This window comes from Pseudomonas brassicacearum, assembly GCF_003732175.1.
Classification (GTDB): domain Bacteria; phylum Pseudomonadota; class Gammaproteobacteria; order Pseudomonadales; family Pseudomonadaceae; genus Aquipseudomonas; species Aquipseudomonas brassicacearum_G.
In genome coordinates this window covers 84,972-105,788 of record NZ_MOBI01000029.1, presented here as the reverse complement: position 1 = coordinate 105,788, position 20,817 = coordinate 84,972, and the positions used below count along the sequence as shown (strand labels likewise).

The 20,817-nt window shown below is 56.9% G+C and carries 17 protein-coding genes and 1 pseudogene; 9 read left to right on the top strand and 9 right to left on the bottom strand.

What is annotated here, in order from left to right:
* Positions 1-22 precede the first annotated feature (22 nt).
* Together BK658_RS26540 and BK658_RS26535 are read right to left on the bottom strand one after the other, a co-directional pair.
* Positions 23-1,477: an ArnT family glycosyltransferase gene (locus tag BK658_RS26540; RefSeq protein WP_123584871.1), complete on the bottom strand. Its 1,455-nt coding sequence runs from the start codon at positions 1,475-1,477 to the stop codon at positions 23-25.
* A 167-nt stretch (positions 1,478-1,644) separates the two neighbouring features.
* Positions 1,645-3,054 (bottom strand): DUF2252 domain-containing protein, encoded by a 1,410-nt coding sequence (locus BK658_RS26535; RefSeq protein WP_123584870.1) that lies wholly within the window; start codon positions 3,052-3,054, stop codon positions 1,645-1,647.
* A gap of 249 nt (positions 3,055-3,303) precedes the next feature.
* Here BK658_RS26535 and BK658_RS26530 point away from each other — a divergent pair, with 249 nt between their 5' ends.
* Complete coding sequence (locus BK658_RS26530) at positions 3,304-3,690, top strand: hypothetical protein (protein ID WP_123584869.1); 387 nt, start codon at positions 3,304-3,306, stop codon at positions 3,688-3,690.
* Between the two features lie 66 nt (positions 3,691-3,756).
* Here the strand turns inward: BK658_RS26530 and BK658_RS30460 are convergent, their stop codons facing one another.
* Entirely contained in the window at positions 3,757-3,945 is a 189-nt protein-coding gene (locus BK658_RS30460; RefSeq protein ID WP_259740147.1) for a hypothetical protein, read from the bottom strand.
* On the opposite strand from BK658_RS30460, the pseudogene BK658_RS26525 reads away from it, so the two are divergent.
* Together BK658_RS26525 and BK658_RS26520 are read left to right on the top strand one after the other, a co-directional pair.
* Positions 3,856-5,050 (top strand): annotated as a pseudogene (locus BK658_RS26525) (ISL3 family transposase). The gene BK658_RS30460 and the pseudogene BK658_RS26525 overlap by 90 nt on opposite strands.
* Positions 5,051-5,311: 261 nt before the next feature.
* On the top strand, positions 5,312-5,749 hold the full coding sequence (locus BK658_RS26520; protein ID WP_123584868.1) for a YciI family protein: 438 nt from the start codon (positions 5,312-5,314) through the stop codon (positions 5,747-5,749).
* Between the two features lie 85 nt (positions 5,750-5,834).
* Here BK658_RS26520 and BK658_RS26515 read toward each other — a convergent pair whose 3' ends face one another.
* Together BK658_RS26515 and BK658_RS26510 are read right to left on the bottom strand one after the other, a co-directional pair.
* Positions 5,835-7,130 carry an NRAMP family divalent metal transporter gene (locus BK658_RS26515; RefSeq protein ID WP_123584867.1) on the bottom strand — a complete coding sequence of 432 codons (1,296 nt, stop codon included), beginning with the start codon at positions 7,128-7,130 and terminating at the stop codon, positions 5,835-5,837.
* Between the two features lie 149 nt (positions 7,131-7,279).
* Positions 7,280-7,852 (bottom strand): LuxR C-terminal-related transcriptional regulator, encoded by a 573-nt coding sequence (locus tag BK658_RS26510; protein ID WP_123584866.1) that lies wholly within the window; start codon positions 7,850-7,852, stop codon positions 7,280-7,282.
* A 150-nt stretch (positions 7,853-8,002) separates the two neighbouring features.
* Here BK658_RS26510 and BK658_RS26505 point away from each other — a divergent pair, with 150 nt between their 5' ends.
* The 3 genes from BK658_RS26505 to BK658_RS26495 are packed head-to-tail and all read left to right on the top strand — an operon-like array spanning position 8,003 to position 12,108.
* A complete protein-coding gene (locus BK658_RS26505; RefSeq protein WP_123584865.1) occupies positions 8,003-9,181 on the top strand; it encodes an acetyl-CoA acetyltransferase in 1,179 nt (392 codons plus the stop codon).
* 2 nt (positions 9,182-9,183) lie between these two features.
* The gene (locus BK658_RS26500; protein WP_123584864.1) at positions 9,184-10,725 is read left to right on the top strand and encodes a class I adenylate-forming enzyme family protein; all 1,542 of its coding nucleotides are present in this window, start codon (positions 9,184-9,186) and stop codon (positions 10,723-10,725) included.
* A 42-nt stretch (positions 10,726-10,767) separates the two neighbouring features.
* Positions 10,768-12,108: an MFS transporter gene (locus tag BK658_RS26495; RefSeq protein WP_123584863.1), complete on the top strand. Its 1,341-nt coding sequence runs from the start codon at positions 10,768-10,770 to the stop codon at positions 12,106-12,108.
* Positions 12,109-12,214: 106 nt separating this feature from the next.
* Here BK658_RS26495 and BK658_RS26490 read toward each other — a convergent pair whose 3' ends face one another.
* A complete protein-coding gene (locus tag BK658_RS26490) occupies positions 12,215-13,069 on the bottom strand; it encodes a DUF1460 domain-containing protein (RefSeq protein WP_123584862.1) in 855 nt (284 codons plus the stop codon).
* 88 nt (positions 13,070-13,157) lie between these two features.
* A complete protein-coding gene (locus tag BK658_RS26485) occupies positions 13,158-13,940 on the bottom strand; it encodes an AraC family transcriptional regulator (RefSeq protein WP_123584861.1) in 783 nt (260 codons plus the stop codon).
* A 119-nt stretch (positions 13,941-14,059) separates the two neighbouring features.
* On the opposite strand from BK658_RS26485, the gene BK658_RS26480 reads away from it, so the two are divergent.
* Positions 14,060-14,950: an EamA family transporter gene (locus BK658_RS26480; RefSeq protein WP_123584860.1), complete on the top strand. Its 891-nt coding sequence runs from the start codon at positions 14,060-14,062 to the stop codon at positions 14,948-14,950.
* Positions 14,951-14,994: 44 nt separating this feature from the next.
* On the opposite strand, the gene BK658_RS26475 is transcribed toward BK658_RS26480, so the two are convergent.
* A complete protein-coding gene (locus BK658_RS26475; RefSeq protein WP_123584906.1) occupies positions 14,995-15,846 on the bottom strand; it encodes a LysR family transcriptional regulator in 852 nt (283 codons plus the stop codon).
* A 121-nt stretch (positions 15,847-15,967) separates the two neighbouring features.
* Between BK658_RS26475 and gstA the strand changes: the two genes are divergently transcribed.
* Positions 15,968-16,627 (top strand): glutathione transferase GstA, encoded by a 660-nt coding sequence (gene gstA / locus BK658_RS26470; protein WP_123584859.1) that lies wholly within the window; start codon positions 15,968-15,970, stop codon positions 16,625-16,627.
* Between the two features lie 135 nt (positions 16,628-16,762).
* Here gstA and BK658_RS26465 read toward each other — a convergent pair whose 3' ends face one another.
* The gene (locus BK658_RS26465) at positions 16,763-18,115 is read right to left on the bottom strand and encodes an OprD family outer membrane porin (RefSeq protein WP_123584858.1); all 1,353 of its coding nucleotides are present in this window, start codon (positions 18,113-18,115) and stop codon (positions 16,763-16,765) included.
* Positions 18,116-19,110: 995 nt separating this feature from the next.
* Here BK658_RS26465 and BK658_RS26455 point away from each other — a divergent pair.
* Entirely contained in the window at positions 19,111-20,193 is a 1,083-nt protein-coding gene (locus BK658_RS26455; protein ID WP_185019901.1) for a Shedu immune nuclease family protein, read from the top strand.
* Positions 20,194-20,817: the final 624 nt, after the last annotated feature.

The window sequence follows — 20,817 nt, the reverse complement described above, 5'->3', positions numbered from 1 at the left end:
GCCGTTTTTTTTGCTGGCCGTTTTACTGTGCGACGAAATAGTAATCCTGACGCCCCACCAGCATTTTCTTCAGTACCTTCAACGGGGCCTTGGGCTCAGTCTCGGCGGCAATCAGCGCCACATGCGTGGGAGAGGCGGCAAGAAATGCCGTCAGCTCGGCTTCGGTCTGCAAGTCCTTGAGCAGGGTGTGGGTGTAGAACACCGTTGCCCCGGCAGTCCGTTCGTTCGCCTGATACAGTGCAACTTCTTGTCCGTTGGCCTGCATGGTCTGGATTTGCTCGGTCAATGGCAGGAACGACAGTTTGCGGTCAGCACGCGGGACGATCCATTGGGCCGCGGCCAGATAACTGACGAACAGAACGCTGATGATGCCGATTGCGATACCGCGACGATTGCGGGCGATTTTGCCGAGCAAAGTTGATGCTTCGGTGTGCTGGCGCAAGCGCTCGTACAGCACTGCCGCATATTCTGCGGCCAGTACGGCGGCGGCCGGCGTCAGCGACATCAGGTACACCGTGCGCTTGCTCGACGCGAGGGTCAGCATGAAGAACTGGGCGAGCAGCCACAGCGTAAAGAACAGCAGGTAGCGATTGTTCGCCAGGCTCTTACGGAAATGCCACAACCCCAGGTACACCAGGATGTTCCACGGCAGGAAGGCTTCCGGCAGTTTGGCCAGGTAGTAATAGAACGGCTCGTAGTGGCCGGCTTCAACGAACGAGCCGTTGAAGCGCCCGACGCTGTTGGTCAGGAGCACTTCGGCCAGTGCCTGCGAGCCACCGCGCTGATAGAGCATGAACAGCCAGATCACCAAAGGGATCAGCCCGAGCAGGGTCGCCAGTGCCGGCCCCATCCAGCGCGGCAGGCTGACGCGTTTGTCGATCAGGCTTTCGGCCAGCAGGTAGGCGAAGATCACCACCCCCGGCATTGCCAGGCCCAGCACGCCTTTGCTCAACGTGGCGATGGCGATGCCGACAGCGAAGAGCAGCCAGCTACCCATCGCGCCACGCTGTTCGGCTTGTTGGCGATGAGCCTGATAGAACGACAGCAGCGCCAGGGTTACGCCCAGGCTCAGCAGTGCATCTTCGCCAACACCGCGAACGTTGCCCCAGTAGCTGGCCATGGTCGCCAGCATGATCCCGGCAACCCAGGCGATGGTCGTCGGCCGGCCGAATCGGCGCAGCATGGTGTATAGCAGCATCACGCTGAACAACCCGGCGAAGGCTGAGGCCAGGCGCACTGCCAATGGCGTGCCACCAAACGCACGGATCGCTCCGGCATCGAGCCAAAGGCTCAGCGGTGGTTTCTCCAGAAAGGGCTGACCGAACAGACGCGGCGTCACCCAGTCGTTATCCAGGTGCATTTCCATCGCAATGCCGGCAACGCGGGGTTCGGTGGAACCTTGCAACTGGTGATTGCCAAGGGCGAAGAAGAACAGCAGACAGGTAAGTAACAACAGCAGTGGGGCAGGGCGTGACATAGGCATCAGGCTACCGAAGGATGAGGGCCGAGAGTAAAACAGGACTCGAAAGTATACGAGGCCACTTCTTAACAAAATGTGAATCGAAAAAATTATGCGTAAGAACGACCGGTTTATAGCTCAGTAGAACCGGGTCGGTCACCCTTTGCATTTATTGAGGTGCATGCCTACGGCAGATGATCAGCGGCAAAGTCAGTTTCCGAACGGGCCTTTAGCTTGCCTTTGCGGCAGGCTCGTTGAAAGCGTTCGAAGTCGCGCTCGTTCTGGTCGGAATAGGCCTTGGCGTATTTGAACAGTGCATTGGCCATGACCTCGCTCTTGCCAATGTAACCGCTGATTTGTGCAGCTTGTCCGCTGGCTTTGGCATGGGCTCGAGCCAGGGCTTTGCCACAGATGTGGCCATACGCGGAAAACGTTTCGGCATCGAAGGTTTCCAGCTCCGCCGATATTTTCATGTCCCGTAGCTGGCGCACGTAGAAGTACTGGCCGTTGGGGCTGGTGGTCCAACCGAGAAACAGATCGCTGGCCGACTGCATCAGGCGCTGGCCTTCAACCACGCGCTGGCCGTCATGGCGTATCCGCGATTTGGCTTTGACGTAATCGGCAATCACCGAGCGGCGTGCTTCCTTGAGCTGCAAAAACAGCGGTCGCTCCTGATCGTCGGTCAGCAGAGCGACCAGGCAGCGCGTCCCGACGCTGCCCACCCCAACGACTTTGAACGCCAGGTCCTGGACCTGGAAGCGCGCCAGCAAATCGCGACGATCGCTCATCAGCGTGGCTCGGTAATCGTGCATGAGGCTGTCGTACGGTGGCCGCCAATCGTCCACGCGCATCCAGTCATCATTGGCGTCCAGTAGCGTGGAGTCTTTGTGCAGATGGAAGATATGTGGCAGATCATCACGGATCAGCAAGCGGCCGTGTTTATCGCGCTCGCATATCTTGGGCAGCATTTCGGCATGGGTGCGACGCTCGGCTTTGCTAATGGCGTTCTTTACATGCTCCAGCGTGCTGGTGGAGGGTTCCTGTTTGAGCAAGTCGTTGTAACCGAGGGCGTCGTACCATATTTCGAGGGCACTATGTTCGGCACATTCGGCCATGCTCTCTTGATAGGCTGCGACCACACGGCGACAGATGTCTTCCTCCACTGACGCAACGTGGCGCAGGTCGCGAATGGCGACCAGGAAGCTTGCCACCAGCCGTTTCAGGTCCCATTCCCAAGGGCCAGGGTGAGCTTCGTCGAAGTCATTGACGCTGAACAGCAGGTTGCGTTCCGGCGTACCAAAGCCACCGAAGTTCATCAGGTGACAATCGCCGCAAATGGTTGAGTGCATCCCCATGTCTGGCGTACCGGACAGGTCGTGGGCATGGAGCAGGGCGTTGCCACGATAGAAGGCGAAAGGCGAAACCAGCATGCGTCCAAAGCGCAACTCGTTCAGCGAGGGGATTCGCCCTGCACTGGAGGCCTTGATCAAGGGCACTGGGTCGCGATCAGTCTTGCCGAGCAGCGCCTGAGCGTTGCGCGAGCACTGCTTGCGCGCATCCTTGCCCTGCTTCAGACGGTCTTTGAGGGTGGTCATGAGGTCCCTTTCGAGGTGAGACTGAAAGTCTGGCGCAGACAGGAAAGGCGCCACTGGGCGAAGTGTAGGACTCGCTTGAAAGCTAGCAGGAATCCTGGTGAAAGCCAGTCATTACGGAGTCATCCAGACCACCCTGTTCGCTGTTTGACGGGGGGCGAACTACCAGAGTTGGTAGGTTCAAAAGGCTCGTCTCAGGGGTAGATTCCGAGTGGCAGTAAGGAGGTTGTACCCCCAACATGGAGAGACATCATGACCGAAGCACAAACACTCAACGATCCGCGCACTACTTTTTCCAAGGTTATTCAGACTGATCTGCAAGGGTTCACCTACATTGGCGAAGGAACCAGCAAGGCTGAAGGCTCTGAAGGCAAAAGGGCTGGCGCCAACTTTGTTGGCTTGCAAGTTCAGCAATACAAGTCCTTCAAGCTGGTATCGCGAGGTGGTGAGGGCACGTTTATGGTCCGCAAGGACTACAAGGGTGGAAGCGACAGTAATCTTCACTACGTGACGGTCAACACCATCGATACGGGCGAAACCTTCAACATCCGCTCGGTCGAGATGAAGAACCTTCAGGGCCTTTTTGCCGCCGGGAGAAGCTCCAGCAACCTGAACTTCTCGGTGTATGGCCGGCCTTGAGTCAAGGTTGGTTTCAGGTTGGTGTTGGAAGCCCTGACCGGTTGGTTGGGGCTTTTTTATGGTTCTTCACGGAATCCCGGGAAACACAGAAACAAGAACGCCGATTTGATTGATGATGTTCGTGCGAGCAAACACATCTAACAAACCGGCGTTCTTATGCGCGATATTAATACTTTCCTTCCTTTTTGGGAGGGCTTTTCTGTCGTCACGATCAAGCCTGATGGCGACGCCCTTCAGATCGATCTGACGCCTCACTCCACCCGGTTTCCTTCCTGTGGTGGCTGCCAAAAACCCTGTTCAACCACCCATGAGTATTGCGAGCGAACTGTTCGCGACTTGCCCATTCTCGGTCGCGCGGTGCGCCTCAGTGTTTTGCTTAGGCGGGTTGGCTGTCGCGACTGCGGCAAACGCATGGGCCGTCAGCTGGCTGGATCGCTATGCTCGCATGACGCGCCGCTTGGCCGACGCCGTCATTCAAGCTTGCGAGCGCCTTCCCACGCTACATGTGGCTCAGATGTTTGGTCTGCATTGGGACACCGTTCGGTTGCTGGAGCGTCGAGCCTTGCAAGCGGCATTGCGCGATCTGCCGAAGGCGCAACCGCGACGCCTGGTGATGGACGAATTCGCGCTGTTCAAAGGTCATCGCTACGCCAGCGTGGTCCTGGACGCCGATACACGACGAGTGCTGTGGATAGGCGAAGGCCGCAGCCGCGCGGCGGTCAGACCGTTCTTCAAAGAACTGGGACCAGAGGGTTGCGCTCGAATCGAAGCGGTGGCGATGGACATGAACACCGCTTTTGACCTGGCGGTTCGCCAACACTGCCCCAAAGCGCGAGTGGTCTACGACCTCTTCCATGTGGTGGCCAAATATGGTCGAGAAGTGATTGATCGGGTCCGCGTCGACGAAGCTAATCGGCTACGCCACGACAAGCCTGCTCGAAAGGTCATCAAGCAAGCGCGGTGGTTGCTGCTGCGCAATCCGCAGAACCTGAAAAAGCCGGAACAACAGGTCCACTTGCAGGATTTGTTGGCGGCTAACCAATCGCTGATGACAGTTTATTTAATGAAGGCTGAACTCAAAATGCTCTGGACGCCGAGTACCGCTTGGAGCTGGAGATCGGCATGGCGGCAATGGCTGCGCCATGCGCATGAAAGCGCGATACCGGCTCTGGTCCAGTTCGCCAAACGGTTAAAGGCTTACTGGCGGGGCATCGTAAGTCGGGTTCGCTGGCCGATGCACACCGGTCAGTTGGAAGGAATAAACAATCGAATAAAGGTCATCAAGCGAATGGCGTACGGTTACCGGGATAGCGAGTTCTTTTTCATGAAGATCAAGAGCGTCTTTCCCGGTAATCCGTGAAGAACCTTTTTTATGGTGGAACTCCGGTAGTCTCGAGAGGCCTACACTTTTACGGCCTGTCACAACCGGTCGCTCATTTGCAGCGACGATTCAAAGGTATCTTCACGACGAGAGGCTTTCCAGTTCATCAATGACGCCGCAGTTCGCGGGAAATGTCCTAGGACCTTTGGCGGCGTGGCAATAAAAAATGAAGGGCTGTCGATTTGCGGCGCTACCGTTCGACAAGGTAGTGAGTAGTTCACATCCAACGGAGAGACGACGATGCGATTCATGATCATTATAAAAGCCAGCAAGGATTCCGAAGCCGGCGTGATGCCCACCCAGGAATTGTTGACCGCGATGGGCAACTACAACGAAGAGCTGGTCAAGGCCGGCATCCTCCTCGGCGGCGAAGGCCTGCACCCCAGCAGCAAAGGCACCCGCGTGCGCTTCTCGGGCGAGAAACGTACGGTGATCGACGGCCCGTTTGCCGAAACCAAGGAACTGATCGCCGGCTACTGGCTGTGGCAGGTGAAGTCGAAGCAGGAAGCCATCGACTGGGTCAAACGCTGCCCTAACCCGATGCCAGGCACGGAGGCCGAGATCGAGATTCGCCAGGTGTTCGAGGCAGAGGATTTCGGCGCCGAGTTCACACCGGAGCTGCGTGAGCAGGAAGAGCGCGTGTGGGCGCAGGCGAAAGATCAGGCGAAGAAGTACTGAAACGAAAAGGGGGGCTGATTTATTTTGATTTGAGTCGGACTCTCGACAATCAATCGGTCCCCTTGTTCGTTGGAGCTGAACAGGATCAACCGGCGAGCATTCCCCAAAACATCGCGACGACCGCCAATGCCATCGCTATCGAACAACTCCAGCCCAGAATCCGCAAGCCTGGCCGAATGACGAAGTTACCCATGATGTCCTTGCGCGATGCCATGAACATCATGGTGAACATGATCGGCACGGCCATGACGCAGTTGATCACGGCGCTCCACAGCAAAGCCTTGATCGGATCAATGGGCGCAAAGCACAGCAGAACGCCCAACAACGTTGCCGCCGCAATGACGCCGTAGAATCCTTTGGCGGTTTTTGGCTCGTCGGCCAGGCTGCTTTTCCATTTAAACGCCCCCGCCATTGCGTAGGCGGCGGAACCTGCCAGCACGGGAATGGCCAGCAAGCCGGTGCCGATGATGCCGGCACTGAACAGCCAGAAGGCAAACTCTCCGGCGATGGGGCGCAGGGCACTCGCCGCTTGTTCGGAAGTCTGGATATCAGTCATGCCGTGCATGTGAAGGGTGACGGCGGTGGTCAGCATGATGAAAAACGCGATGACGTTGGAGAATGCCATTCCAATGATCGTGTCGATTCGGATCCGCCGGAAATTGACCTTTGCCTGCTCTGGAGCCTCAATCAGCGAGCGTGCGTCGGGACGAGATTCCATTTCTTCCACTTCCTGGGACGCCTGCCAGAAGAAAAGATAGGGGCTGATGGTGGTGCCGAAAATGGCCACGACTATGGTGATGTATTCCGGTTTCCAGGACAGGTTCGGCCATATCGTCTGCAAGGCGACTTTGCCCCATGGGATCTGCACCGCAAAAATTATGCCCACGTAAGCCAGCAATGCCAGGGTCAGCCACTTGAGTACGCGCACATAGCGGCTGTAGGGAATGAACATCTGTAGCAGTAACGAAACCACCCCGAAGCCAACGGCGTAGAGGTGAGTTGGCCCACCGATCAGCAACTTCGTCGCATTACCCATTGCGGCGACGTCGGCGGCAATGTTCACGGTGTTGGCGATCAGCAATAGCCCGACAATGGAGAGTAGAAAGGGCTTGGGGTAATGTTGGCGAATGTTGGTTGCCAGTCCGTGACCGCTGACCCGACCGATTTTGGCGCTGATGACCTGAATGCCGACCATCAGGGGGAACGTCAGTAACAACGTCCAGAGCGTGTTCAGACCAAACTGCGCGCCGGCTTGCGAGTAGGTTGCGATACCACTGGGGTCGTCATCGGCGGCACCGGTAATCAGTCCCGGTCCCAGTTTTTTCAACCACGAACCATGAGCCTTAACCGCTGGCTTGGAGACAAGCTCTTCGTTGTCCATTGTTGTCGGCTTCGCAGGGCGGCGGGATGCCACATATAGCTGTGACTTGAGGCTTTTGCGGGGAGTTCCCTGAGCGTACTTCCTCCTGTCTTGACCTCTGCGCGAAGACTGAAAGGACTTCTCTTTATGGCTTGTCTGGGGCTCGTCCGTCAACTCACAAAAATAATCTTCGACACCAACTCCGCACTGTTCTTGGCCTGCAGCTTTTTCATCAGGCGGGCGCGGTGGACTTCCACGGTTCGGTGGGAGATCGCCAGTTTTTTTGCCACTTCCTTGCAGGTCAGGCCGTTGACGATGTGCATCGAGATTTCGCGTTCGCGGGGCGTGAGGTTCACCGTGGCGTGGTGCGGCCGGTCCATGCGTTCGAAGTGCCAGACCATCAGTTGGAACGGATCGTCGGGGGTCAGGCTATAACCGTGCGACCTGGCCCAGAACACTTCGCCGCTTTTGTGTTGCATGAAGCGCTCGTCGGAGTAGGAGCTGCTCTGGCTGTTGCGCAACCAGGTCTGGCTGCGATTGCCGATGGTCTTGTAGTCCGCCTGGGAGGGATAGATCAGCAGGGTCAGATGGCCCAGAAGCTCTTCGCGCTGGAAGCCGAACAGTTCCAGGAATGCCTCGTTGCAGTCGAGCATCACGCGGTTGCCGGTGATGAGCTGAGGGGCGGGCGACACCTTGAATGCCAAGCGCTCAAGGTCTTTCAGTTGATGTGCGAAAACGGTCATTGGGCATCCTGCCTCGATTAAATCCGGTACTGACGACGCTTTGTATCGGAGCGGTTACTTATTCATGTACGTAGTTGCACGAACTAGCGAGCGATCCAGACGGTAGGTCATTGTAGGGAATGCCTGATCCAAGCACAGAAGAAAATCACCATGCCCCATGATTCCGTATCCATCGTCGCTGCCGCTCACTCCCGTTTTGGTCGTCTGGACGGTTCTACGCTGGAAGACCTTATCGTTCAGGTCACCCGCGAAGCCCTGGCGGACGCCGCCATCGACGCCTCGGCTATCGACGCGATGTTCCTCGGGTATTTCAACTCGGGGATGGTTGCGGATGGTTTTCCTGCCTCGTTGATGCTGCAAGCCGATCCAGGCTTGCGCTTCAAGCCCGCAGTCCGTTGCGAAAATGCCTGCGCCTCGGGTTCGGCGGCGATTCATGCGGGGATCAACGCGATCCGCTCAGGCTCAGCGGAGCTGGTATTGATCGTGGGTGCCGAGAAGATGACCTGCAACTCCACGGCCGATGTCACCAAGGCCCTGGCCGGTGCCGGTTATCAAAACGACGTCGAAGAGGCCGGGCTCAGTTTTCCGCAGCTGTTCGGCCTGGCCGCGCAACAGTACCGTGACCGCTATCAGTGCCCGATGGCATCGATGGCCGCGATCGCCACCAAGAACCACTCCAATGCCATGGCCAACCCCTTGGCGCAGATGCACCGGGTCATGGATTTCGAACACTGCAACAACGTGTCCAAGAGCAATCCGTATGTGGCGCAGTCGCTGCGCCTGACCGATTGTTCGCTGATCAGCGATGGGGCCGCCGCCATTGTGCTGGCCTCATCCAAGCGCGCCAGGCGGTTTCGTCGTGACGTACTGATTCGCTCGGTGACGCAGGTCAATGATTTCCTGCCGATTGCCCAGCGCGACATCCTCGCGTTTGAAGGCCCGCAGCGCGCGATCCATTCGGCCCTGCGTGGGGCCAATATCACCTTGGCCGACCTGAGCTTTGCCGAGGTCCATGACTGCTTCACCATCGCCGAACTGCTGATCTACGAAGCCATGGGCCTGGCGCCCAAGGGCGAGGGGCATCGGGCGCTGGATGACGGTATCGTGCGGGCGGGTGGGCGTCTGCCGGTGAACCTGTCGGGCGGGCTCAAGGCCAAGGGGCATCCCGTGGGTGCCACGGGGGTGTCGATGCACGCAATGGCCTTTCGGCAGTTGACCGGCGAGCCCATTGGCCTGGCGGTGCCAAATCCCGAGTTCGGTCTGCTGTTCAACATGGGCGGCATGGCGGTCGCCAATTATGCCTCGGTGCTTCAGGCTCGCAGGGCTTGAGCATGAACATTGCCAACTGGCTGAACGACGCCGGCCGACGCTGGCCAGAACGTCCAGCGTTGTTTGAGGGGCAGCGGCAAGTCGCCGACTACGCCACCTTTGCCGCCCGTGTCCGTCGCCGTGCCGCGCAGCTTATAGACGCGCACGGCATAGCGCCGGGCGACCGTGTGGCGCTGTTCATGAAGAACAGCTGCGAATACCTCGAACTGCTTTATGCCGTCTGGTGGGTGGGGGCGGTGGTGGTGCCGATCAACTGCAAGCTGCACCCTGCTGAAGCCGGTTGGATCGTCGACAATGCGCAAGCCCGGCTGATTTTTACCGATGGCGGTAAGGTGTTCTCGCCCGAAGCGTTGCCGCAGGGCTGTCGAGAACTGAATGAAGCGGACCGTCTGGCGTGCGCTACGGGCAATGTGACGACGTTGGAAGATCCCCGTTCTCGTGGTGCCGATGACCTTGCCTGGCTGTTCTACACCTCCGGCACCACCGGACGATCCAAGGGGGTGATGCTCTCTCACGGCAACCTGACGGCCATGTCGCTGTGTTATCCGCTCGACGTTGATCCGGTCAGCCCGGATGACGCGGTGGTCTACGCGGCCCCGATGTCCCATGGCGCCGGCCTCTACAACTTTATCCATGTGCGTTGCGGTGCTCGCCATGTGGTCCCCGAATCCCGTGGTTTCAAGGCCGACGAGCTGTTCGAGCTGGCGAGCACGGTGCGCAATATCACCCTGTTCGCCGCGCCGACCATGGTCAAGCGCATGGTTGAACAGGCCCGTCGCCAAGGCTATGGCGGCGACGGGATCAAAACCATTGTCTACGGTGGCGCGCCCATGTACCTGGCGGATCTGCAAGACGCGGTCGAGACCTTTGGTGCGCGGCTGGTGCAGATCTACGGTCAGGGCGAGAGCCCGATGACGATCAGCGCCTTGTCGCGAGAATTGATTGCGGATCGCAACCGTCCTGACTGGGCCTCATTGGCCGCTTCCGTGGGGCGGGCACATTCGTGCGTGGAGATCAGGATTCTGGACCCTGAGCACCGGCCGTTGCCGCCTGGCCAGTCGGGGGAAATCGCCGTTCGGGGTCCTACCGTCATGCAGGGCTACTGGCGCAACGAGCCCGCGACTCGCCAGACCTTGGTGGATGGCTGGCTGTTGACCGGCGACATCGGTTTTCTTGATCGCGCGGGTTATTTGACACTGACCGATCGCTCCAAGGATGTGATCATTTCCGGGGGCTGCAACGTGTACCCGCGGGAAGTCGAGGAAGTGCTGGCGCAACACCCTGAAGTATTTGAAGTCTGCGTGGTCGGCGAGCCGGATGTGCAGTGGGGGGAATCGGTGGTAGCGTTTGTCGTCCCCCGCAGTGCAGGGGCGCTCGACGAGTCTTTGCTCAATGCCTGGTTCATCGAACGCATGGCGTCGTTCAAAAAGCCGAAGAAGTATGTGTTTCGCACAGAGCTGCCCAAGAACAGTTACGGCAAGATTCTCAAGACCGACTTGCGCTTCTGGTTGAAGGGGGCCGCGAGCGGCACTGTAGTTCCTTGAGTTGTGTTTTCCATGGATAGAAGTCAGACAGGAGTCCCTCACGTGGGTATTCAACAGAAAAACCCGGCCCGGCAACGGCGTCGGGCGTTTATCGGTGCAACCTCCGGCCACCTGATCGAGTGGTACGACTACGGCGTCTACGGTTTTCTTGCCGTCTACATCGGCAAGGCGTTCTTCGTCTCCGACGACCCGACCACCAGCTTGCTCGCCAGTTTTGCCGCCTTTGCCTTGAGCTTTTTCATCCGACCGCTGGGGGGGCTGTTCTTCGGTCCGCTGGCGGACAAGATCGGCCGGCGCAAAACCCTGATCACGGTGCTGGTGATGATGGCCGGCTCTACCGTTCTGCTCGGGTTGTTGCCGACCTATGCCACGCTGGGGATCGCCGCGCCGATTCTTCTGGTGCTGATCCGCTGTGTGCAGGGTTTCTCGGCCGGTGGCGAGATCGGCACCATCACCAGCTTCATCTCCGAGTACGCCGGGCCCGGGCGACGCGGATTCGCGACGTGCTGGTTGATGGTAACCGCGGTGCTCGGCCTGTTGCTGGGCGGTGCGGTGGCCAATGGCATGACCTGGGTGATGGGCGCTGACCTGATGCAAGCCTGGGGCTGGCGCATTCCGTTTCTGATTGCAGCGCCGCTGGGCCTGATCTCGATGTACATCCGCCTGAAGCTCGAAGACAGTCCCGAGTTCCTCGCGTTGCAGCGCGCGGGGGAAACCTCCAAAGCTCCTCTGCGAGAAGTCTGGCAGTGGAAACGGGCGATTGCCCTGGTGTTCTTCATCATTACCCTGCACAGCTCGATCTTCTATCTGGTGCTGACCTTCGCCTCGACCTACATGTCGAGCATTCTCAAGTTCGACAGCGGCACGACCTTGCTCTACGTCTTCGTTGCCAGCCTCTCGGCCGCAGTGGTCATGCCGTTCGGCGGTGCATTCACCGATAAATACGGGCGCAAACCGTTTTTGTTGGTGGTCGGCACCCTGGCCACTTTGGCGATGTACTGGCTGTTCAAATCGGCACCCACGGCAACGGCGGCCTCGTTTATTTACCCGTTGATGACGGTGGCGATTTTGTTCGGCCTGTATGCCTCGTCGACTTACGCCTTGATGAGCGAGCTGTTGCCAACGCGAATCCGCTCCACCGGCATTGCGGTGGCGTACAACATTCCGGTGGCGGTATTCGGCGGTAGCGCACCGCTGATTTCTACCTGGCTGATCAAGGTGACCGGCGACATTACCTCGCCCTGGTACTTTTACATCGGCACGGGCGTGGTATCGCTGATCGCGCTGGTGCTACTGCGCAAGGAGGATTTTGTCGCCTGCGCAAGTCCCGCCGAGCTGTCGAGTGTTGGGCGAGCCGATCTGGCGTTGGCGCCCACGCCTTGAACGGGTAAGTGATAGGCAAAGCCCCTGATGCAACAAAGCCCGCACAAGACGGGCTTTGTTGATGTTTGAGGGGGAGAGGGTTCGCACAAGACGGGCGAACCAGAACTCATTGACTCTCTGGCACAGATTGCCGCGCTCGTAACACCACGATCCCTGGCGTCTTCGCTATGTAGTCCTTGAAGGGTGAGTCTATGACTTCCCGGTTCTTTTTCTTCGAAGAGGCATTACGCAGCACAGGCCCTTCGTCGTTCTTGATAAAGAACCCGGTATGGGTAACGTCGAGGCCGGCGAGTTGGGTGTAAATGCCAACGTAATCGCCAGTCTGCAAACGGCTGATCACATGGTCGTTAACAAACGCGCTGGGGATATAGGTAATAGTGCGCTCGGTCATGGGTACGCCCGGCAAGTAGGCGCTGCCATCGGCTTTTCGGTTGAGGCGCTTAACCACGGTTACCGCATGAGGGCTGATTTGCGCGGTGACGTCGTCGGCCAGTTTTTGCTCGGCCTGCGACCAGTCTGTGAAGAAGTGCCGGCGATGCAGGAAATCGAGATTGCCATTCACATAACGCGTCTGGATGAGGTTTTTGAAGAAGTCCGCTTCATTGTTGGACTTTCTCAGCGCTTCGACGTAATCCAGATAAGTGAAACAGTCCAGGCCCCTGAAGTCGACGACCAACTCTTCCGGCGTGGTAGCAGAGCCCTGCAACCTGTTCGCGGAATAGGGCCGTCCCAAAAACTCCCGTGAAATCAGATTGTTCATCTGTCCTATGTCATCGGGGTTGATCGCTGAGCGTTCTTTGAGCAGGGCATCCAGTTTGCTGGCGGTATAACCATCCATGTTCAGTGGAGCGTGCCCATTCGCGGACGCTACGTTCTCCACTGCTTTCGTTTTCTCGACGGGCAGCCCAGTCCCGCACGCTGTCAGCATGGATGCCAAAAGAAATACAGCAGACCTGCGCATTCGATTTCCCATCGTTTTCGGCTGTTACGTCGTAAATGGTAATGTTTATTGACAGGTCTGTGGGGATTTTGAGACTGCCGGGGGAAGTTCAAAGCATTTTTTTCGGGAAGTACCGACTGGGTGCTTCGCCCAGTACTCGACGGAAAACACTGGTGAAGGCACTCGGGCTGCTATAGCCCAGATCAGTTGCCACCCGCGTAATTGCCTCTCCGTTACCCAAACGCACCACGGCCGCCAACAGGCACGCCTGCTGACGCCATTCGACAAAGCTGATACCGGTTTGTTGGCGAAACAGCCGGGTAAATGTGCGGCGGCTCATCCCGACCTGCCGGGTCATATCATCAATTCCGGTTTCCAGCGACGGTTGCTCCAGCAGCGTTCGACAGAGGTGCGCCAGCCTTGGTTCGCTCGGCAGCGGTGCATTGAGCGATAAGGGCGACATGCCGGCTATTTCGTGAAGCAGCAAGGTCATCAAATGTCCGTCCAGATGCTCCTTGGCATACAGCGCCGGAACGTCCATGGCCCGGATCAGCAGTTGTTTGAGCAATGCCGAGACGCCGAATACCTGGCAGTGCGCAGGCAGACTGAGCCGAGCGGCGGCGCGGTTACGGATGTAGGTATTAAGCATGGTCACCGGTCCGCTCATGCTCATCTCATGGGGGACCCCCGCCGGTACCCAGATAGCTCTTTGTGGGGGGACGACCCAGTTGCCCTGGCTAGTGAATACCGTGATGACGCCACAGGCGGCGTAGGCAAACTGGCCACGTCGGTGCGTATGCAGCGCAAAGTGTTGGCCATCCAGATAGTTATTGGCCGTGACTACTGCATCGCGGGGAGTGTTTTCGTAGGGATCTATTTCAGTTTCGCGCATGGCCCGAATTTAATGATTTATGACCTGATAGTGCAAGCGAGCCATTGCCCCTGTTGCGCATAGTGGCGCCGTGGTTGGGGCATACAGCCGCTGGCCCGGCATTCTGGAAATAGAACCTCATGCAGAAAAAACACCTGACCCTGGCCGTGTTGGTGACGGCTGTCTGGGGCCTGAACTTTCCCATCACCAAACTGGGTTTGGCGGCTATTGATCCGCTGCTGCTGACGGCTCTTCGCTTTACGCTGGCGGCGTTGCCGTGGGTGTTTTTTGTCCGGCGGCCGTCGATTGCCGTGGGGTGGTTGGCTGCCTATGGATTGATTTTCGGGGTCGCGATGTGGGCGTTGATCAACCTGGGCATCGAGCTGGGTGTGCCACCAGGTACCGCAGCCCTGTTGATTCAGTTCAGTGCGTTTTTTACCTTGGGTTGGGGGGTGTTGCTGTTTCGCGAGCGATTGAGCCTTGGACAGACTCTTGGGGTGGGGCTCGCAGCGCTGGGGTTGATCAGTATTATTTTCAGCAGCCCTGGCCATGCAACGACAGTGGGTTATGGCTTGTTGCTGGTGAGTGCATTTAGCTGGAGTGTCGGCAACATCATCATCAAACAGTCAAAGGTCCGGGAAATGTTTGCCTTTGTGGTGTGGGCCAGCCTGTTCCCGCCGATCCCCTTACTGGTGCTCACCTGGCTGGCACACGGCTCCGCTCCGTTTACCTCCCTGGTCACACACCTTGAATGGGTGTCAGTGTTCTCGCTGTTGTTTCAAGTCTACGCGGCGACACACTTCTGTTATTGGGGCTGGAATCTATTGCTGCGAGAGTACCCGGTTTCCAGGGTGGCGCCGCTGTCTTTGTTGATACCGGTATTTGGCGTCGCAGGTTCGATGCTGATGCTTGGGCATCAGGTTGATTTCAACGAAGGGATTTCGATTGCGTTGATCCTGTCGGCGCTCGCAGTGGGGTTGATGAAGGGGCGCGAGCGGGTGCGGAATGCACCGGCTGGGCAATACACCTGACGAAAACGTGCCGCTACGAATCTGAGTTAGCCAAGCTCCAGAACCTACCCCAGTTCATGGCCCAGTAGATCGATCAGATGATCCATGGTGACGCGAACAGCGGGGGAGCGCCGTACGTCAGCATGAACAGACATCCAGATATCCCGTGCTATCGGTTCGTCATCAAGCTCAATCTTGGCCAGCGCCGTGTCTTGATCAGCGAGAAAACAGGGAAGTATCGCCACGCCGATGCCTGCTCGTGCGGCAGCTAGCTGCGTTGCGACATCGCTACTTTGAAGCACGAAGGGGCGCCCATCTGCAAAGCGTTGTATCCAGCGCTGTTGGGGAATTTGATGAAGCGCCTCCTCAAAGCCAATGAATGTCCAGGTCGGTGAGGGCCTCAACGCATACGCTGGGCTGGCATAGAGGCCAAGCTTCATTGAGCCTACCTTGCGAACAATGCGACCGGCTGTTTCAGGTCGTACGAACCCGATAGAGACGTCCGCCTCCCCCTTTTCAAGCGAAGCAACACCTGAGGCCGCGCTGAGAATGACCTTGAGTGCCGGGTAGTGCGAGCGCAAGCGGCCGAGACTCGGTGCTATCAATTCACTAGCCAGAATTGGGAGGGCGCTCAGTCTCACGGTCCCTGACAGAGGCGCCGTACCACGTGCATGACGGCCTATCGCATCGGTGATGGCTTCCATCGGCATGGCAATCGCGGCCAGCGCCAAGCCGTCCTCCGTGAGTCGCGATGAGCGTGGCAGACGCTCCACCAGTTTCATCCCGAGAGATGTCTCAAGGGCCGTAATACGTCGGCCCACTGTTGCGTGATCGACGCGTAGCTCTTTCCCCGCGGCAGTGAATGAGCCGAGGCGAGCAACGACAACAAAATGGTGCAGATCTTGCCAATTCATCATGAGTGCAATTTCGCACACTTGTGTTGCGCCAGCACGCGTTTTCCGGTTTTTCCCGTATCCCTATAGTCCCTGCATGCATCATCAGGCCTACCGCCCTGTGAGCAAATACGGGAAGACAAGCATGATTTTGTTCTACGCGGCTGGGGCGAGTTCCCTCGCTCCTCATATTCTCCTGCGCGAAGCAGGCGCCTCCTTTTCGCTTGAGAAAGTTGATCTGATGAGTAAGCAGTGGTCCGGCGGAGATTACGACCTAATCAATCCGAAGTCGTACGTGCCGACCCTGAAAACAGACGATGGGGCGATCCTGACCGAGTGTGCCGCCATTCTGCAGTACATCTCGGATCAGCACTCGGAGCGCAATCTTCTCCCGGCGCAGGGGCGCTTTGAGCGCTATCGCGCACTGGAATGGCTTGGCTTCATTTCGACTGAGGTACACAAGAACTTCATCACGCCCGAGCGGCATGGTGGGGTAAGCGCAAACTTTCTGGCGAAGACGATCGAAGGGCAGAGCGCGACGCGGCTCTTGGTTTCGCCACGGCTAGCGTATGTCGATCATAAGCTGCGCGAGAGGGACTATCTGATGGGGGACGGGTTTTCCGCCCCTGACGCCTATCTGTTCACAATGCTAACGTGGGCCAAGCGATTAGAAATCGATCTGTCGGCATGGGAGAATTTGCAGGCCTATTTCCAGAGGGTCAGTGCAAGATCGGCAGTGGGCGAGGCATTGAAGGTTGAAGGGCCTCCACATTCTTTGCGTCCTTTACATAACGTTTCCCCCTAACCGTTCCCAGCGAGGAGTTGAGTGGTGTTGTTCAAACATGGGCCAGCCCCAGCGAGGGCGCTTACGCGCAACGCTCCATGCCTGGCGCACGTATGAAAAAGCCCGCATTTGCGGGCTTTTTTATACTATCAGTGCTTACCAAAGCGGTACGACATAACTCACGTAGAGCCGGTTTTCATCCTGCTTGGTCTGGCCCGTCAGGCTCGGGTTGGCCTGGGCGTTTTTCCAGGTCACGCCCAGTCCCTTCAACTTACCATCAGGCACCTGGTAGTTCAGCGCCAAGTCGCGCTCCCATTCGCTGTCGCCGCCTTTAGTTACTTTGATCTTATCGCCGTGCGCGTAGGTGGCCATAAAGCCAAGGCCTTTGATGCCCAGTTGACCGAAGTCGTATTTGTACTGAGCCATCCAGGTTTCTTCGCCAGCATGCTGGAATTTGTTCAGTTGCAGGTTGGTCAGTGCCGGTGTATCAGCGCCGGAGCCAGGACCTTGTCGGGCATCGCCACTGTTAAGCCCGGAGTCCAGGTAAGGGAAGTCACTGTCACCGGTGTTTTTCTGGGCCCCCAAGCCAATGGTGTGGCCCGCCAGGCTGTAGCTTTCCATCAAACTGATAGTGGACTGGTTAATACGCCCCTTGGTCAAGCCGTCACCGTAAGAACCCGCGGTGGCAAAGTCGCTGTCGCCATTCGCGTTGCCGCCTATGCCCAGGCTGCGGTAGGCGCGGAAATCACTGAGGAGGCTACCGACCGGCAGCACGGTGGTGTGCTTGGCGCCGATGAAGGCTTGCTGGTAGTAGTCCTGAAGATTGGAGTACCACAGGCTTAAGGTGGTGTCGGCCAGGCCTGTATAGTCAGCACCGCCATAGAGGAAGCGGTCGCTGAGTTTCGCACCGCCGCCAGTGGTCATGTCACTGTCGTTGCTTTCATTGCGAATTTTCGTCCGGACGATGTCGCCACCCGTGAAGGTGAAGTCGGACAGGTCTTTCGACACCAGTTGCACGCCGGTGTTGGTCTGGTGGTACAGACGCCCATCGGTATTGGCCAGCATCGGGTTATTTTGGCTGAGCATACCAACGCGCAACTCATCCTTGAGGAAGCGCATCTTGAAGGTCGGGCTCAAGACACTAAAGTCATTGGCGGATTTCCCATCATCCAGCGGGAACATGCTGCCGGGATAACGACTCTGGTGATCCTTGTTATTCAGGTCACCACCAGAGTCGATCTTGAGGCCGTAAAACGCCTCAAGATCGAGGCCGAAACCCACAGCACCTTCGGTATAACCGGAGCGGAAATTGAACTGGAAACCCTGTCCCCAGTCGCGGTAACTCTTGGCCTTGGCGGTGCTGCCCACCACGTCACGGCCTTGTTGATTGAGGTAGCGGTTGAGCAGGGTCAAGTCGGCATGGCTGTCGTCGATGAAGTCCGCATGGGCAGGCAACATCGCGCCTCCCAGCAAAGCGCCAACGAGGGATACGGCTAGTTTCTTGATCATCATGGATCTCGTTCACAGGGTAATTCACCCTGCCGACGGACTTGTTCATCCAAGGCAATCCGTTACCCATGCATCGGCAGTCTTGCAGCGCTGATGCCAAGCATTTGAATCGCTGCAATATTTTGAAACGCATTAGGGGCTTCGAATATGACAATTCGGTTACGCGATCTTTAGATGTTCGTTGCATTGACCTGCATATAAAAAAGGCGCTAAAGAAGAAAACGAAGTGACAGGATCTTCATTTGATAGCGCTTTAGGCCGCATGTATTTTGGGGAAGGGAACAGATCTATTTTTGGCGCGTGTCCCCGATGGAGTTCAGCTAGGACGTAGCCAGGAAACAGGTTTGGACTGCGCAGCGAATGACGCCGGTGAAGTTGCAGGAATCGATTATTTCTTTTGCTGACCAGGTCTGGCGTCGCGAAGAACGCGGCGTAACCAATTTCAAATGCAGTGGTTTATGAGTCGAGGCGTAGCCCTACTTGCTCGCATTCGGGTCGCGGAGGATATCGAGGGGTGAGGTGGGAGCTGGCTGGCGAGCTGAAAGTCGTTTTCAAGCTGGACCTGATCCCGGTTGAATATCGTGAAATTGAGTCGCTGGCACGCAATGGAAAACAACGTAATGCCGCGTTCCAGACCGGTTTTCAGCAAAGAGTGCTTGCGCAACAAGCGAGAAACCCCAAACCCCAGATGCAACAAAGCCCGCACTAGGCGGGCTTTGTTGATGCTTCGTTTGGTGGGCCGGGGTCGTTTGAACTTGGCTGTCTTTACCCTTTATCTATTGGCTCTTCTGGATTCTATTTTTAATGGGGATACACGTAGGGATACACGCCGCAGGGTGCTGTACCACTCATCGTTCAATTTCTGATTACCACCACCCTTCGCCACGTTTGCTTTAATTCTGCTTAGGGATGGTTTTCTGGCCTGCCGAGCCCAGCGCTTTAGGACTATGTTCAACCACGTTTCTGTTCCATTCAGAGCTTTGAAAGGATGCTGCATGAAAGTTATCGATATGGTGCACAACTATCCTGATGGAGTCGGGGGGTTGAAGCGCGGCCTGTGCCGGGTTAGGTCCTTCGTGACAGAGGCTGGCACTGTTGTACTGCTTACCGATTTGGATGATAAAAACGACGGCATGTCAGTAACCAACGCAATCGAACGCATCATTAAGTCTCTGCACGAGCTTGGCATTGTCATCGGGCCGGCGACCTATATTGAGCATTATGAAGATGATGACCCTCTTCAGGATGAGTATGAGATTGTTACTGTGAATTCCATCCGAGGAACGCAATGGAAAACTATCAACAGAGCTGATGCCCTAGTGTTGATTGGATGCCCTGTTCGAGAACTGGATGAGCGAAGCTTGCTTAACGGGCGGATCGTTACCCGTGCAGATCAACTCCGTTTTTCCCGTGACCCCTTCGTCGATTCACCCTGGCAGGAAAGTCAATCGGTCATCAAACGTCGCCTTGAAATAGCAGACGGCATGATCTCTAAATCAGAAATCGATGCGTTGATCAGCACCGGCGCAGGTGAGCGCGAAATTCAGCGCCTTTTGAAGCAAGACCTTTCTATTTTTGGAGAGGCGTATGCCAAGCCGGACGATGAATACATTTGCTTCTCAGAGTTTCCCCTTGGGGATGGGCAGGTGGACTTTGTGGTTTTCACTGGGAGATCACGTATGGATGTAATACTGATTGAGGTGAAGGGCGCGGATTTCAATCTGCTAAATGCCGACCACTACAAGGCGTTCAATCACAAAATAAATCAGGCCGCCAGTCAGATACGGGATCGAGTTGGTCACATCTTTCGAGAGCCTGCCCCTTTCAGGGATCATGCCCACTCCATCAGACGGCGGGCCGAGCGAGGTGAGCAAATTCACAACGCTTTCGTGGGGCCGCACCATAGTCTTCAAGTTGACCCACAGAAAGACATCAACATCCGAACCGTTCTCATTGGAGGAAGGACGGTAGACGACCGAGTAGAAAGTGCTAAGAGGTATGACTTTGAACGCACCACTACACCACCGGTTCGAGTGGAGTCTTGGGACACCTGGTTACGCAGGCTTCAGCGATCTTGATCACGTAAATCAGTTGTGAATTCCCCAAAAGTGCTGGGGACCCTGAGGGTTTCTTAAGGGCACGGGGTCGGAAACCCGCGACATCTTGTTAGCGACAGGAATCCCACCTTACTGAAATTTCAACGTTGAAATTGAAAGGATCCTGACGAAAAAGGGGCATCGTTACCGTGTTGGTAAAGATGCCCCTTTGTGTTGCTGATATCGCACGCATGGAGTTCGTCAGCCAAGTCAACTCGGTCAACCTGTCAACCAACTTCAAAAATCCAGCCGCTAACACGAACGCGCGGGTTCTTAGCCCCGTGTCTATCCGAAATGCCCAGGGTCCCCTGTGACATCCCAAGCCATAGTGCAAATGCACTGGTGAACAGCAGTTCACCCGGTTCACCTGTTCACTAAGCTGGGCATTTTTCCGCTAACACGATCACGCGGGTTTCCGACCCCGTGTGTATCGCATTTTCTCAGGGGCCCCCGGCATCTGATGGGTCTCTCCGCTGAAGGAGTCCGCCGCACATGGGGAGCGGGGCAGTAGCTGTTAAATGTTGTGTAACAGGTGTAACAGGTGTTGCAGGTGTAACGGTTATTGCTAACTTATTGAATATAAAGGGTAAATAACATGTTACACCT

Coding starts and splice junctions, on each gene's coding strand:
- BK658_RS26540 (WP_123584871.1), bottom strand. CDS start 1,477: ATGTCACGCCCTGCCCCACTGCTGTTGTTACTTACCTGTCTGCTGTTC.
- BK658_RS26535 (WP_123584870.1), bottom strand. CDS start 3,054: ATGACCACCCTCAAAGACCGTCTGAAGCAGGGCAAGGATGCGCGCAAG.
- BK658_RS26530 (WP_123584869.1), top strand. CDS start 3,304: ATGACCGAAGCACAAACACTCAACGATCCGCGCACTACTTTTTCCAAG.
- BK658_RS26520 (WP_123584868.1), top strand. CDS start 5,312: ATGCGATTCATGATCATTATAAAAGCCAGCAAGGATTCCGAAGCCGGC.
- BK658_RS26515 (WP_123584867.1), bottom strand. CDS start 7,130: ATGGACAACGAAGAGCTTGTCTCCAAGCCAGCGGTTAAGGCTCATGGT.
- BK658_RS26510 (WP_123584866.1), bottom strand. CDS start 7,852: ATGACCGTTTTCGCACATCAACTGAAAGACCTTGAGCGCTTGGCATTC.
- BK658_RS26505 (WP_123584865.1), top strand. CDS start 8,003: ATGCCCCATGATTCCGTATCCATCGTCGCTGCCGCTCACTCCCGTTTT.
- BK658_RS26500 (WP_123584864.1), top strand. CDS start 9,184: ATGAACATTGCCAACTGGCTGAACGACGCCGGCCGACGCTGGCCAGAA.
- BK658_RS26490 (WP_123584862.1), bottom strand. CDS start 13,069: ATGCGCAGGTCTGCTGTATTTCTTTTGGCATCCATGCTGACAGCGTGC.
- BK658_RS26485 (WP_123584861.1), bottom strand. CDS start 13,940: ATGCGCGAAACTGAAATAGATCCCTACGAAAACACTCCCCGCGATGCA.
- BK658_RS26480 (WP_123584860.1), top strand. CDS start 14,060: ATGCAGAAAAAACACCTGACCCTGGCCGTGTTGGTGACGGCTGTCTGG.
- BK658_RS26475 (WP_123584906.1), bottom strand. CDS start 15,846: ATGATGAATTGGCAAGATCTGCACCATTTTGTTGTCGTTGCTCGCCTC.
- gstA (WP_123584859.1), top strand. CDS start 15,968: ATGATTTTGTTCTACGCGGCTGGGGCGAGTTCCCTCGCTCCTCATATT.
- BK658_RS26465 (WP_123584858.1), bottom strand. CDS start 18,115: ATGATCAAGAAACTAGCCGTATCCCTCGTTGGCGCTTTGCTGGGAGGC.
- BK658_RS26455 (WP_185019901.1), top strand. CDS start 19,111: ATGAAAGTTATCGATATGGTGCACAACTATCCTGATGGAGTCGGGGGG.